Here is a 13,291-nt window from a genome sequence, read left to right on the forward strand (position 1 = left end):
CGGCCTCGGCGCCCGGCGTCAGCCGGTGGTGAGGGTGAGCCCGTAGGTCGTCAGGATCGGGTTCACCGGCTGGTAGTACGTCGTGCCGCCGACGGTGCAGTTGCCGGAGCCGCCGGAGGTGACGCCCTGCGCCTCGCTGCCCGAGATGAACGAGCCGCCGGAGTCGCCCGGCTCGGCGCAGACATTGGTGCGGGTGACCCCGCTGACCGTGCCCTGGGGGTACTGCACGCTGGTGTCGTGCTGCTGGATGGTGCCGCAGTGCCAGCCGGTCGTCGAGCCGGAGCGGCAGACGGACGAGCCCACCGGCGCTTCCTGGGAGCCGGTGACGGTGACGTTGGTGCCCTCGGGGCCGATCACCCACGGCTGCGGGGCCCAGTCGGCGTTGGTGGCCACCCACGCGTAGTCGTTGCCGGGGAAGCTGGAGCCCTGGAAGGTGCCCTGCGCCACCCGGTTGAAGCCGGCGGTGGTGTCGCCCTGGCTGCCGCAGTGGCCGGCGGTGACGAAGCCGTTCTGCTCGGCCTTGGCCACCGAGAAGCCGATCGAGCAGCGGGCGGCGTCGTTGATGTAGAACGCCTCGCCGCCGCGCAGGTCGTACAGCGGGCTCGGCCGCTCGGCCGACTCCACGATCCGTACCACCTCGCGGTCCGCGCCGCTCGCGGCGACGAAGGCGGCCGCCTCGGTGGGCTCGGCCGACTGCACCACGACGCTGTTGGTCTTGACGTCCACGTACCAGGCGGAGGCGACGTCGGCGGCCGGGGGGCGCTCGGCGGCGGTGCGGTCCAGGGCCTGCTTGGCGTCGACGAGGGCCTTGAGGTTGTGCTTGACGACGGCGGGCTTGGCGCCGCCGGCCGTGATGGTGGCGCTCTGCTCCTTGTCGGTGGTGGCCACGGTGAGTTCGGCGGTGTTGCCGGACACCCACGCGCCGCCGTAGGAGCTGCCCAGGCTCTTGCGCAGCCCCGGTTCGGCCTCTCCGGCCCGGTACTCATTGGATATCCGCATCCGCGCCTCATCGGCCGTCAGGCCCAGATCGCGCTGCATCGAGGCCAGCATCTCGGGGGGCACCTCCCTCCGGGGGCGGGGGGACGGTTCACCGGGGTCGGCCACCGCGGGTATGCCGCTCCCCAGGAAGAGGGCGGCTATCGCGACGGTGCAACCGGCGGCCAGCTCAAGGCCGTGACGGCGTCTGCGGGACATCTTCGGTCTCCTCGGCTAGGCATATGGTCACGCTGTGTGCCCATCTGGGCGCCAAGCGTAATTGCCGGGGACGTGGCTCGCTCGGTGGGCCGCATCGGCCCCGTACGGGGGGCATGCGCCCGGGATATGCCAGGACGGTGAGTGGCGGTGGCGGTGGCGGTGGCGGCGGCGGTGACGGTGGATACGGGTCCGCCCCGCCGCGGTGGACGCGACGGGGCGGAAGGTCTCGGCTGTTGAAGGTCTTGGACTCAGCCGTTGAAGGTCTCGGGGTCGAAGCCCAGACGGTTGCCGGTGTCGAGGGAGTCGATCGCCGCCAGGTCCTCGGCGTCCAGCTGGAAGTCGAAGACGTCGATGTTCTCCTTGATCCGCGACGGGGTCACGGACTTGGGGATCACCACATTGCCGAGGTCCAGATGCCAGCGCAGCACCACCTGGGCCGGGGTCTTCCCGTGCTTCCCGGCGATCGCCGCCAGCTTCGGGTCCGCCAGCAGGCCCTTGCCCTGGCCGAGCGGGGACCACGCCTCGGTGGCGATGTCATGGCGGGCGTTGAAGGCGCGCAGCTCCGCCTGCGGCAGCTGCGGATGCAGCTCGATCTGGTCGATCACCGGGACGATCGAGGTCTCGGAGAGCAGCCGCTGGGTGTGGGCGGCGTGGAAGTTGGACAGGCCGATGGCCTTGGCGCGGCCCTCGGAGTAGATCTTCTCGAACGCCTTCCAGGTGTCCACGTACTTGTCGACCCCGGGCAGCGGCCAGTGGATCAGGTAGAGATCCACATACTCCAGGCCCAGCCTGGTCAGCGAGGCGTCGAAGGCGCGCAGGGTCGAGTCGTACCCCTGGTCGGCGTTCTGGAGCTTGGTGGTGACGAACAGCTCGTCGCGCGCGACGCCCGACGCGGCGAGCCCCTTCCCCGTGCCCTCCTCGTTCCCGTATATCGCGGCCGTGTCGATGCTGCGGTACCCGGCGTCCAGTGCGTTGCGCACCGCGGCCTGCGCCTCGTCGTCCGGGACCTGCCAGACACCGAAGCCGAGCTGCGGCATCCGTACGCCGTTGTTGAGCGTGATGAAGGGGACCTTGCTCACGGGCAGTCGATCCTTACGTCGGATGTGGATTACATGCTTCCAACTGATCCAACGATCAACGGTCTGCCGTCATTCCCGTTCACCAGGGCCGCCCGCGCAGGATCAGCACGCCGTCCCCGTCCCGCCCGAGGCGCTCCGCCGCCCGCCGCGCCGCCCGCTCCAGCGTGGGCGCCTCGCCCAGCAGGCCGTAGAGCCCGCCCGCGAAGGCCGCCGACGCCGCGCCGTCCAGCGGTCTGCGGTGGGCGACCACCACCTCGGCCGCCCCGGCGAAGAGCGCGGCCAGCGGCGCGCCCTCCGGGCAGCCGAGCACCACACCGGGCAGCGGGGCGCCGGTCAGCCGGCGGTAGACGGCCAGCAGCTCGGCCAGCCGCGCGGCCGGTGTGTGATGCGCCCGCCCGCCGCCGTCCTCGAAGACCAGCGCGGCCCCCTCGCGGCGGCAGACCAGATGGAGCACATCCGGGCGTACGGTGAGGATCCGCCGCAGATCGGTGGCGGCCGCGGCGGGGCACCGGTCCACCGTCAGGACGCCATGGGCCGCCCGCTGGACCGCGGCTAACTCCTGGCCGCCCGGGGCGGCGCCGGTCACCAGCACCCGCCGGACCCCGCGCCCGCCCGGCCGCTCCCGTAAGGCGGCCCGGAACACCTCGTTGTGCGGATAGGAGACGCCGGCGGCGGCCAGGACGCGCAGCCTGCCGTCCGCGACCCGGCCCGCGGCGACCGCCCCGGCCACCGCGGACCAGAACTCCCCGGCGGTCGTGGTGGCGGCCGCCGGTATGTGCTCGGCGGGGAAGCCCGCTCTGCGCAGCAGCGCCACGGCGGACGGGCCGACCGGGAAGACCCGCGTCAACTCCCCGAGCTCCTCGGTCGTCAGCGCCGGATGCCCGTCCCCGTCCTGGCCGTCCACCGTGTTCCGTCGCTCCTCGCCTGTGCTCGTACCGCTGTGTGCCCCCGCTTCCGTCCTTACTGAAGCGCGGCCAGGCGCAGCGGTTCCTCGAGCTCCTCCCGGAAGCGGTGCAGGGTGTGCCCCTCGCGCACCGTGGCGCCCACCGCGACCGCCGCCCGGCTCACCGCCCCGCGCGGTGCCCGCACCACCATGGCCAGCCGGTACGTGCCCCCGATGCGCACCGCGGAGGTGTGCCGGATCTCCCAGCCCGGGTCGGAGCGCAGCTCCCGCCGCGCCTCCAGACAGACCCGCTCGCCGAGGGCGGTGTCGCCACCGTCCTGGAATCCGAGCCGCGGGCCGAGGTGGGCCGCCGGTGCCGGTGCCGTCACCTCGGCGGTGAGCTGGCGCGGGGTCATGGACCAGGCCACCGGCTGGAAGACCGCGGTGCCCCGCCGCACCGGTTCCGCCGTGAGGCCGATATCGAGATTGATCGAGTGCAGGGCGGGGTCCGGCGCGTCCCGGGCGCAGGTCACCGACAGATGCACCAGGTAATAGACGGCGTTGTCCGCCTCGGTACGGAGGAAGTCCAGCAGCTCCGGATCCGGTCCGACGAGGTCGGCCGTGACCGGTAAGGCCACCGGCCCGCCCAGGACCACCCGCCCGGCCAGCCTCGGGCCGCTGGGCTGGGGTGTCTCCTCGGACAGCAGGGCCAGTTCGCGTTCGGGAAGTTCGGGGAGAATGACATCGATCATTTCGTGCCCCCTTCGCGGCTCAGGTGTTGTACAGCGCCTCGACCTCGACGGCGTACGCCTGTTCGATGGCCTTTCGCTTCAATTTCAGCGACGGCGTCAGCAGACCATGCTCCTCGGAGAACTGCGCGGCAAGTATCCGGAAGGTGCGAATCGACTCCGCCTGGGAAACGGTGGTGTTCGCCGCGACCACCGCACGCCGGATCTCGGTCTCCAGATCGGGGTCCCGGACCAGCTCGCCCGGCGGCAGCTCCGGCTTGCCGCGCATCGTCAGCCAGTGCGCGACCGCCTCCGAGTCCAGGGTGACCAGCGCCGCGACATACGGGCGGTCATTGCCCACCACGATGCACTGGGCCACCAGGGGATGCGCCCGCACCCGCTCCTCCAGGCCCGCCGGGGAGACCGACTTGCCGCTGGAGGTCACCAGGATCTCCTTCTTCCGCCCGGTGATGGTGAGATAGCCGTCGTCGTCCAGCGTGCCCAGGTCGCCGGTGGCCAGCCAGCCGTCGCGCAGCACCGCGTCGGTCGCCTTGGGATCGCCGAGGTAGCCCTCGAAGACCTGGCCGCCGCGCACCCACACCTCGCCGTCGTCGGCGAGGTGGACCGTGGTGCCGGGGATCGGCACGCCGACCGTGCCGAAGCGGGTCTGCTCGGGCGGGTTGGCGGTGGCGGCGGCGGTGGACTCGGTGAGGCCGTAGCCCTCGTAGATGATGACGCCCGCGCCCGCGAAGAACAGGCCGAGCCGACGCTCCATGCCCGAACCGCCCGACATCGCGTGCCGCACCCGGCCGCCCATCGCGGCGCGCACCTTGCCGTAGACGGCCTTCTCGAAGAATCCGTGCTGCACCCGCAGCGCGGCGCCCGGACCCGGCCCGGTGCCGAACGCCTTGGCCTCCTGCGCCTCCGCGTACCGCACCGCCACGTCCACGGCCTTCTCGAACACCCCCAGCTTGCCGTCCGCCTCGGCCTTGCGGCGCGCCGCCGCGAACACCTTCTCGAAGATGTACGGCACCGCGAGGATGAAGGTCGGCCGGAACGTCTTCAGATCGGGCAGCAGCGCGGCGGCCGAGAGCTTGGGCTGGTGACCGAGCTTGACCTTGCCGCGGACGGCGGCGACCTCCACCATCCGGCCGAAGACATGGGCGAGCGGGAGGAAGAGCAGGGTGGCGGCCTCGTCGCCCCGCTTGGAGTGGAAGGCCTCCTCGTACCGCTCGACGATGTTGTCGCATTCCGCCATCAGATTGGCGTGGGTGATCACACAGCCCTTGGGGCGGCCGGTGGTGCCCGAGGTGTAGATGATGGTCGCGGGCTGCTCGGGGGTCACGGCCAGCCGGTGCCGTTCCACCAGATCGTCCTCGACGGACTCCCCGGCCGCCAGCAGCTCCTCCAGCGCCCCCGCGTCCAGCTGCCACAGCTGCCTCAGATGCGGCAGCCGGCCGACCACCGAGCCGACCGTCATCGCATGGTCCTCATGCTCCACGACACAGGCGGAGACCCCCGCGTCATGCAGCATCCAGCAGACCTGCTCGGCGGAGGAGGTGGGGTACAGCGGGACGCTCTGGGCGCCGATGGTCCACAGGGCGAAGTCGAAGAGCGTCCACTCATAGCGGGTGGGGCACATGATGGCGACGCGGTCGCCGAACCGGACACCACGGGCCAGCAGGCCCTTGGCGAGTGCCGTCACCTCGTCCCGGAACTGGCCCGCGGTCACGTTCTGCCAGCCGCCGTCCGCCGTTTTGCGCGCCAGTGCAACCCGGAGGGGGTCGGAGTCCGCATGGTCGAAGACGGCATCCGCCAGTCCTCCGGCCTGAGGGGGCGTCGCCAACGGGGGGACGGTGAACTCGCGCAATACCTGCTCCTTGAAGCCGCTGGGCACAGCGCCGCGACCGTACCCGATCCGGCCCCCGATGCGGGAGAGGTGTTTTGTGCCCGGAACGTACGGAATGCCGGGCGGACAGTGAGGTGAAAGGGTATCAATCAGGCGTTGGCGAGGGCGGATTGCGTGGAGTCTGGTCCTATGCGCCGCGTGTGTGGCTCATATGTAACGGTCTTCTGCACGAAATCTCTCCGATCGTGGCACAGGCCCGGCCAGGATCGCGGCGGCGAGTCGCTCCGCGGCGGCGTGCGAGGCGTCCTCCCGCCGACGCTTTCCGTACAACAGTACGAAATCCACCGGGCCGAGGTCCGGCAGCCCGGCCCGTTCGGGGACCGGCGCCAGGCCCGGCGGAATCAGGCCATGGGTGTGGGCCATCACCCCGAGCCCGGCGCGGGCCGCCGCGACCAGGCCATTGAGACTGCCACTGGTGCATACGATCCGCCATGACCTGCCGTGTCGCTCCAGCACATCCAGCGCGCGGGCCCGGGTCAGCCCCGGTGGCGGGAAGACGATCAGGGGGAGCGGACGGTCCGGATCCAGCCGCAGCCGCTCGGCGCCGATCCACACCAGCCGGTCCCGCCACACCAACTGCCCGCCCGGCCGGTCCTCGGACCGCTTGGCCAGCACCAGATCCAGCTTGCCCGCCTCCAGCCGCTCGTGCAGCGTGCCCGACAGCTCGACGGTGAGCTCCAGGTCCACCTCGGGATGGTCGCGGCGGAACCCCTCCAGGATCTCCGGCAGCCGGGTCACCACGAAGTCCTCCGAGGCGCCGAAGCGCAGCCGGCCGCGCAGCCGGGTGCCCCGGAACCAGCTCGCCGCCCGCTCGTTCGCCTCCAGGATGGAGCGGGCGAACCCCAGCATCGCCTCGCCGTCCTCGGTCAGCTCCACCCCGTGGGTGTCGCGGGCGAAGAGCTGCCGTCCCACGGCCGCCTCCAGCTTGCGCACCTGCTGGCTCACGGTGGACTGGCGCACCCCGAGGCGGTCGGCGGCCTGGGTGAAGCTGAGGGTCTGGGACACCGCGAGGAACGTCCGGAGCTGGGCGGGGTCGTACATGGCGGCCACTGTACGCCGAGGCCATCACGGGACGCGATGACAGTCAGAGCGGTATGCGGGATTCCCGATGGCCTTGATCGGGAGCACTATGGAGCGGGCGCCGTCCGTGTCCAGAAAAGCCGGCCGAGAAAGAGCGAGAAAGAGAACGAATGCCCAGCCCGCACAGCCCGCACCGCCTGCACCGCCTGCGTCTGCGCAAGATCGCCCTTCCCGCCCTTCCCTCCTGGCTCCCCCTGGACGGCTTCATCCTCGGACTCATCGGCACCGTGGCGCTCGCCGTGCTGCTCCCGGTCAGCGGCCGGGCCGCCACCGTCACCGATGGGGCCACCACGGTCGCGGTCGGCTTCCTCTTCTTCCTCTACGGCGCCCGGCTCTCCACCCGTGAGGCGCTGGACGGGGTGCGCCACTGGCGGCTCCATCTGACCGTGCTGGTGTGCACCTTCGTCATCTTCCCGGCCCTCGGCCTGGCCGCGCGCGGGCTGGTGCCGTACGTGCTGACGCATCCCCTCTACACCGGGCTGCTCTTCCTGTGCCTGGTGCCCTCCACGGTCCAGTCCTCCATCGCCTTCACCTCGATCGCCCGGGGCAATGTGGCCGCCGCGATCTGCGCGGGCTCCTTCTCCAGCCTGCTCGGCGTGGTGGTCACCCCGGTGCTGGTCGCGCTGTTGCTGGGCGGCAGCGGAGGCGGCTTCTCGGCCGACTCGATGATCAAGATCGGGCTTCAGCTGCTGGCCCCCTTCCTCGCCGGGCAGCTGCTGCGTCGCTGGATCGGCGGCTTCATCTCGCGCCACCGGGCGGTGCTGCGGCTGGTCGACCGGGGCTCGGTGCTGCTCGTGGTCTACGCGGCGTTCAGCGAGGGCATGGTCCGGGGCATCTGGCACCAGGTGACCCCGGCGCGGCTGGCGATCCTGCTCGGCGTCGAGGCGGTGCTGCTCACGGTGATGCTCACGCTCACCTCGTACGGCTCGCGGAAGCTGGGCTTCGTCCGCGCGGACCGGATCACGATCGTGTTCGCGGGGTCCAAGAAGAGCCTGGCCGCCGGGCTGCCGATGGCGAGTGTGCTCTTCGGCGCCCAGGCGAGCCTGGCGGTGCTGCCGCTGATGCTCTTCCACCAGATGCAGCTGATGGTCTGCGCGGTGCTGGCCCGCCGCTTCGCGGCGCGGGCGCCGGAAGCGGCGGTGACGGGAGCCGAGAGCGGGTCGGAGGCCGCTCAGGCTCGTACGGACAGCGCGGACGACGTGGACAAGACCGCGCTGACCCGCGTCTGACCTCTGACGTCAGCTTTCGGCGGCCTGGTCTCCGGCGGTCTGGTCGTCGGCGGTCTGGTCGTCGGCAGGCGGCAGTGGCGGCTTGCGGGCGATGAGGGACGCCTGCGGGGTGGGTTCCCAGCGCTCCGGTTCCCGGAAGGTCCGGGCGCGGACCGGCAGTCCGGCCCCGGCCAGCAGCTCGGCGATCCGGTCCGGCTGCCACCGGCGGAAGGTCAGCGACACCTCATGGCCGAACGCCTCCGTGTAGACCCGTTGCTCGTCGCCCACCTGGAAGCCCACCAGCGCGTATCCACCGGGCGCCAGCACCCGGTGGAACTCGGCGAACACATCCGGCAGCCGCTCCTGCGGAACGTGGATCGTGGAGTACCACGCCACCACGGCGGCGAGGGTGCCGTCCGGGATGTCCAGGGCCAGCATCGACCCCTCCTCGAACCGCAGCCCGGGGTGTTCCCGCCGGGCCAGCTCCACCATCCGCGGCGACAGGTCGATCCCGTACACGGACAGCCCCAGACCGTGGAGATGCGCGGTCACCCGGCCCGGTCCGCTGCCCACATCGGCCACCGGTCCGCCCCCGGCGTTCCGCACCAGCTCGGCGAACCCGGCGAACACCGCCCGTTCCAGCGTCTGGGCCGCCAGTTCATCGCGGAAACGCTCGTCGTAGTCGATGGCCATGGCGTTGTAGGACGCCCGGGTGGAGTTGAGGAAGTCGGCTTCGGTCACGGCCGTACACCCTAGCGGGACGCACCGCGGCGGGCCTCGATGCCGGCCTCGTGGGGAGGCCGTTGTCAGACCCCTCTGGGAGGCTTCGGACATGACGACGCTCACGCTGCAACTGACCATCGACTGTGCCGAGCCACGCCGGATGGTGGCCTTCTGGTCCGAGGCCCTGGGCTATGTGCCCGAGCCCCCGCCGGGCGGCCACGCCACCTGGCGGGAGTACTGGACGGACATGGGCGTGCCCGCGGCGGAGCTGCCCCCCGGGGCCGGGGAGATCCCGGAGTCCATCGTGGATCCGGCGGGGCAGGGTCCGCGGGTGTGGTTCCAGCAGGTTCCGGAGTCCAAGGTCACCAAGAACCGGCTGCATCTCGATCTGAAGGTGGGCGGTGGGCGGGATGTGCCCCTCGTGGTCCGCACCGAGCGCGTCACCGCGACCGTGGACCGGCTGAAGAAGGCCGGAGCCACGGTCCAGCGGATCATGGACGAGCCGGGGATGGAGTACTACGCGGTGGTGCTCCAGGACCCGGAGGGCAATGAGTTCTGTGTCGTCTAGACAGGCGCCCCGAAGGGGCGCGGGGCTGGGTCGATGTGCGGCTCCGCCGCGTGGGGGGCTCCGCCCCTTAACCCCGGGGTCCAGGGGCGGAGCCCCTGCCACGCGGCGGAGCCGCATATCGGGAAGGGGCGGGGAGGGGAAAGATCCGCCGGACGTCCCTAGCCGTGGGATGACCGCACGCGGTCCAGGGGGAGGCGGACGAGGGCGCCGGAGTGGGGGTCGTCGAGCGGGGCGTTGAATTCGCGGACACGGCGCAGTTCGGTGTCGGACAGGGCACGGGCGTACAGCCGGAACTCATCGAGATCGCCCGTCATATGGGAGCGGCTGTCCACGGCCTGGCCGAGGTGGAGGCCGAAGGGCGCGGTGCGGCTCACGGTGCCCGGGGCGTCGGGGGCGGTGACCGCGGTGCCGCCGTCCACAGTGAGGGAGAGCCGTCCGCCGCTGCGGACGAGGGCGAGATGGTGCCACTGCCCGTCGTTGTACGCGGCGTCGGTGGACACCGAGGCGCTGGTGAAGGTGGCGAAGCCGTTGACCGTGGTCATCAGCGCCCGGATCCGGTTGCTCCCGGGCTCACCCCGCAGCCAGACCTGCGGCTGTTTGTTGCCGATGCCGCCCATCCACAGGAACGGATGCTGCCCGGAGGCGGCCGAGTAGCGGAACCACAGGCTCACGGTGAAGTCGCGGGTGCCCAGGGGCAGGGCGTTCCGGTACGGGACCCGTACGGCGTCGTCCGTGCCGTCGAAGGACAGCGCGTCGCCGAAGCGGCCGTCGTCGCGCCCCGCCGCGCCGCCGAGCACGGTCGCGGACCGGGCGCCGGGCGCGCGGTCATCGGTGGTGGGGGAGGGCGGCCGGCGGGAGCCCAGCCAGTCCTCGGTGAAGCGGGCGAAGCGGATCTCGTCACGGGCGTCCACCGCACCGCCCTCGTACAGCAGCCCCACCGTATCGCGGGAGACCGCGACCATGTCGGAGTACCCGGACCAGTCGGTGGTGACGACCTTGCCGCGGTCGACACCGTCCCAGGTGCGGGCCTCATCCCAGGAGGAGCGGACCATCATGGTGCGGCGGCGGTCGGGGTCGGCGGGGGCGGAGAAGAGCAGCCGGCTGTAGCCGTCGCGGGCCGGGTCGCGCAGCCGCAGGATCGAACCCTGCACCTGGGGGGTGGGCAGATCGGGGATGGTGCGGAAGGGCGCGGTGAAGCTCTGGCCGCCGTCCTGGCTGATGGCGTAGTCGCGGTGGCCGAGATCGGTGCCGTCCTGCTCCCGGCCGCTGACGTAGATCGAACCGTCGGCGCGCTCGACCAGCGTCATCTCGGACGGCTTCTGGCGGAAGGTGCCGTCCTCCGCGAGCGGGTAGCTGTCCACCGCGCCGATGCGCCAGCGGTTGCCGCCGTCGTCGCTGTAGGCGAGCGCGGCGTGGTTGTCGGTGATGCGGCCGCCGCTGAAGCTCTCGGTGTTGAGGGTGAAGACCAGCCGGCCCTTGTGGCGGCCGCGCTGGAGCTGGATGCCGTGGACGGGGCCGGTGGCGTACCAGGAGTTCCACTGGGCCGGCATCAGCGAGGAGCTCAGATCGCGCGGGGCCGACCAGGTGGCGCCGTTGTCGTCGCTGTACTGGAGGTGCGGGGAGCGGTCACAGGGGATGTCGCAGCTCTGGGAGTCGTCGCGGCCGGTGTTGTAGGTGCTGGCGAGCACGATGCGGCCGGTGCGCTGGTCCACGATGGGCGCGGGGTTGCCGTGGGTGTCACCGTCGCCGTCATTGACCACCTGGAGCGGGCCCCAGGTGCGGCCGCCGTCGGTGGAGCGCTTGAGGACCAAATCGATGTCCCCGGCGTCACCGCAGTTGTCGACCCGGCCCTCGGCGAAGGCCAGCAGGGTGCCGTCCTTGGCCTTGACGACCGCCGGGATCCGGAAGCAGGAGTAGCCCTGTTCCTGGGCAGACTTGAAGAGGACCTGTTGTTCGAAGCCGGAGTCGGCGCGGGCCGCGGACGCGGTGGAATCCGTGTCCGCGGCCCGTACCGGAAGCGGGATCAGGGCCAGCGCCGCGGCGGTGAGGAGCACGGAGGCGCGGCGCCGCCACGGTCTGGCACAGGAGCGGGGTGGTCTGCTGCGGGGACGTGTGCGGAGAACTGACGCCATGGTCACGGCCTGCCCTTCAGACTGCCTCGCGTTGAGGCATCGGCATCTGGACGTCGAGGCCGTCGGGCATCACGCCATGAGGCATCATGCCGTCAGGACATCAAGACATCCCATGTCTCACACATGACTGCGGCTGAAAGTGTCTCGTCCTGCGGTCGCCCGGGACAAGGACCGTGCGTCATATCCTCGTGACACTGCGCCAGTTGAGGTGAGGGCGGGGCGCGAGGGGGACGGTGCCCGCCCCCGGACGGCGCCCCGCTTCGGTCCGCCCATGGCCGTCCGACCCGCCGTGATGACCCGGTCCAGCAGCGATCGGGACAGCTCGAGCTCCTCGGCGGCCGAGGTCATCCGGTCCCGCTCCGCCCGCAGTTCACTCCCATGGGCGTCAGGGTTTACGGCCTCCGATCCCCTCGCACAGAACGCGGTCGATGAGGCCCTGCAAGGCCCGCTCGGCCCGCAGCACCTGCTCGTCATCGGCGGTCTTGCCGCTGGAGCTGATGGTCACCGAGCGCCGCCCGCCCTCGGTGAAGCCGGTGCGCACCGTGGCCCCTTCGAGGTCGCCGCCGTGGCCCCAGAGGTAGCCGCCGCAGCTGAGCGGCTGGCGCATCATCCCGAGCCCGTACTGGGCGTGCGGGAAGGCCACCTCGAAGTCCGGCCCGACGGGCACCGTCCGGCGCATCTCGGCCAGCTGCGCCGGGGGCAGCAGACGACCACTCAGCAGGGCGGTGAAGAACCGGTCCAGATCGCGGTCGGTGCTGATGATGGAACCGGCCGCACCGCCCCAGGAGACGTTCCGCAGCGTGGTGTCCGTCCAGCCGTCGGAGCCGGGGAAGCGCTGATACGTATGGGCGTACGGGCCCTTGATCCGCGGATCGTCCCCGGGCTCGGAGGTGCCGGTCAGACCCAGCGGGCGGATGACGCGGTCGCGGACCTCCTCCGACCATGAGTGGCCGGTGACCTTCTGGATGATCATTCCGGCGAGGACATAGCCGGGGTTGGAGTAGTTCCAGTCGGGCTTGGGGTCATCCGCCGGGGCGGGTGGGAAGTCGGGCCGGTGCTTCATCGCCCCGGCGACCACCCGCTCGGGGGAGACATGGTCGAACCGGGTCCGCTCGAAGTCCGCCGCCGAATCGCCGGTGTCCTCGCTGTAGTCGTAGTTGTGGATGCCACTGGTGTGCTGGAGCAGATTCCTGACGGTGATCCGGCGGCCGTCGTTGCCATTGCCGCTCACCACGCCCGGCAGCCACTTGTCCACCGGATCGCTCAGCGAGAGCCGCCCCTCGGCGACCAGTTGGAGGACGACCGTGGCCACGAAGGACTTGGTGACGCTCGCGGCCCGGTAATGCGCCCCGTACGGCATGGGGCGGCCGGTGTCACGCTCCGCCTCGCCCGCGCGGGCGTGGATCCGGCGGTGGCCGTCGCGCACCTCCACGGTGATGCCGATGAATCCGGCGTCCTCCAGCGTCCGGGCCACCGCACGCCGCAACTCGGCCTCGGTGAGCCGGCGGTCGGTGGAGGTGGCGGAGTCGGTGGAGCTGGTGGAGCTGGTGGAGTCGGTGGACGAGGTGGCGGAGGAGGCGGGGCCGGATTTCGGTGCTGTGGCGGCGGCCGGGACCGCGGCCGCACCGCCGAGGAGGGCGGCGGTGACGGCGGCGGCCGTGACGAGGCGTAAACGAGGGCGCTTCGTGGATGCGTTCATGTCTCACCAGCCTCCGGGGGACGGTGGTGCCCCGGCCATGCGGCAAGCCCCCGGGTTCGGGTGGGGGCAGCCCCATGGCCGGGCTTCG

The 13,291-nt window shown here is 71.6% G+C and carries 11 protein-coding genes; 2 read left to right on the forward strand and 9 right to left on the reverse strand.

Going from position 1 to position 13,291, the window contains the following annotated elements; genetic code table 11:
- Nucleotides 1-18: 18 nt before the first annotated feature.
- From JK364_RS28795 to JK364_RS28820, 6 genes are all read right to left on the reverse strand, one after another.
- Nucleotides 19-1,194: a S1 family peptidase gene (locus tag JK364_RS28795; RefSeq protein WP_201854253.1), complete on the reverse strand. Its 1,176-nt coding sequence runs from the start codon at nt 1,192-1,194 to the stop codon at nt 19-21.
- 248 nt (nt 1,195-1,442) lie between these two features.
- Nucleotides 1,443-2,273: an aldo/keto reductase gene (locus tag JK364_RS28800; protein WP_307841408.1), complete on the reverse strand. Its 831-nt coding sequence runs from the start codon at nt 2,271-2,273 to the stop codon at nt 1,443-1,445.
- 79 nt (nt 2,274-2,352) lie between these two features.
- The gene (locus JK364_RS28805; protein ID WP_201854254.1) at nt 2,353-3,177 is read right to left on the reverse strand and encodes an effector-associated domain EAD1-containing protein; all 825 of its coding nucleotides are present in this window, start codon (nt 3,175-3,177) and stop codon (nt 2,353-2,355) included.
- 56 nt (nt 3,178-3,233) lie between these two features.
- Nucleotides 3,234-3,908, reverse strand: a complete 675-nt coding sequence (locus JK364_RS28810; protein ID WP_201854255.1) for a hypothetical protein — start codon at nt 3,906-3,908, stop codon at nt 3,234-3,236.
- A gap of 19 nt (nt 3,909-3,927) precedes the next feature.
- On the reverse strand, nt 3,928-5,754 hold the full coding sequence (locus JK364_RS28815) for an AMP-dependent synthetase/ligase (RefSeq protein ID WP_201854476.1): 1,827 nt from the start codon (nt 5,752-5,754) through the stop codon (nt 3,928-3,930).
- Nucleotides 5,755-5,940: 186 nt separating this feature from the next.
- Nucleotides 5,941-6,834, reverse strand: coding sequence for a LysR substrate-binding domain-containing protein (locus JK364_RS28820; RefSeq protein ID WP_086883340.1), 894 nt, complete (start codon nt 6,832-6,834; stop codon nt 5,941-5,943).
- A gap of 149 nt (nt 6,835-6,983) precedes the next feature.
- On the opposite strand from JK364_RS28820, the gene JK364_RS28825 reads away from it, so the two are divergent.
- Nucleotides 6,984-8,102 (forward strand): bile acid:sodium symporter family protein, encoded by a 1,119-nt coding sequence (locus JK364_RS28825; RefSeq protein WP_230992663.1) that lies wholly within the window; start codon nt 6,984-6,986, stop codon nt 8,100-8,102.
- A 9-nt stretch (nt 8,103-8,111) separates the two neighbouring features.
- Here the strand turns inward: JK364_RS28825 and JK364_RS28830 are convergent, their stop codons facing one another.
- On the reverse strand, nt 8,112-8,822 hold the full coding sequence (locus JK364_RS28830; RefSeq protein WP_201854256.1) for a class I SAM-dependent DNA methyltransferase: 711 nt from the start codon (nt 8,820-8,822) through the stop codon (nt 8,112-8,114).
- Between the two features lie 91 nt (nt 8,823-8,913).
- Between JK364_RS28830 and JK364_RS28835 the strand changes: the two genes are divergently transcribed.
- Nucleotides 8,914-9,372, forward strand: a complete 459-nt coding sequence (locus JK364_RS28835; RefSeq protein ID WP_201854257.1) for a VOC family protein — start codon at nt 8,914-8,916, stop codon at nt 9,370-9,372.
- Between the two features lie 158 nt (nt 9,373-9,530).
- On the opposite strand, the gene JK364_RS28840 is transcribed toward JK364_RS28835, so the two are convergent.
- Nucleotides 9,531-11,426 carry an exo-alpha-sialidase gene (locus tag JK364_RS28840; protein ID WP_201854258.1) on the reverse strand — a complete coding sequence of 632 codons (1,896 nt, stop codon included), beginning with the start codon at nt 11,424-11,426 and terminating at the stop codon, nt 9,531-9,533.
- A 463-nt stretch (nt 11,427-11,889) separates the two neighbouring features.
- Nucleotides 11,890-13,203: a serine hydrolase domain-containing protein gene (locus JK364_RS28845; protein WP_201854259.1), complete on the reverse strand. Its 1,314-nt coding sequence runs from the start codon at nt 13,201-13,203 to the stop codon at nt 11,890-11,892.
- Between the last annotated feature and the right edge of the window lie 88 nt (nt 13,204-13,291).

It is taken from the genome of Streptomyces endocoffeicus (assembly GCF_016741935.1).
Taxonomy (GTDB): Bacteria; Actinomycetota; Actinomycetes; order Streptomycetales; family Streptomycetaceae; genus Streptomyces; species Streptomyces endocoffeicus.

What these genes read in the sequence shown, in the direction of transcription:
- JK364_RS28825 (WP_230992663.1), top strand. Translation starts at nt 6,984, where the DNA reads ATGCCCAGCCCGCACAGCCCGCACCGCCTGCACCGCCTGCGTCTGCGC.
- JK364_RS28810 (WP_201854255.1), bottom strand. Translation starts at nt 3,908, where the DNA reads ATGATCGATGTCATTCTCCCCGAACTTCCCGAACGCGAACTGGCCCTG.
- JK364_RS28795 (WP_201854253.1), bottom strand. Translation starts at nt 1,194, where the DNA reads ATGTCCCGCAGACGCCGTCACGGCCTTGAGCTGGCCGCCGGTTGCACC.
- JK364_RS28835 (WP_201854257.1), top strand. Translation starts at nt 8,914, where the DNA reads ATGACGACGCTCACGCTGCAACTGACCATCGACTGTGCCGAGCCACGC.
- JK364_RS28820 (WP_086883340.1), bottom strand. Translation starts at nt 6,834, where the DNA reads ATGTACGACCCCGCCCAGCTCCGGACGTTCCTCGCGGTGTCCCAGACC.
- JK364_RS28845 (WP_201854259.1), bottom strand. Translation starts at nt 13,203, where the DNA reads ATGAACGCATCCACGAAGCGCCCTCGTTTACGCCTCGTCACGGCCGCC.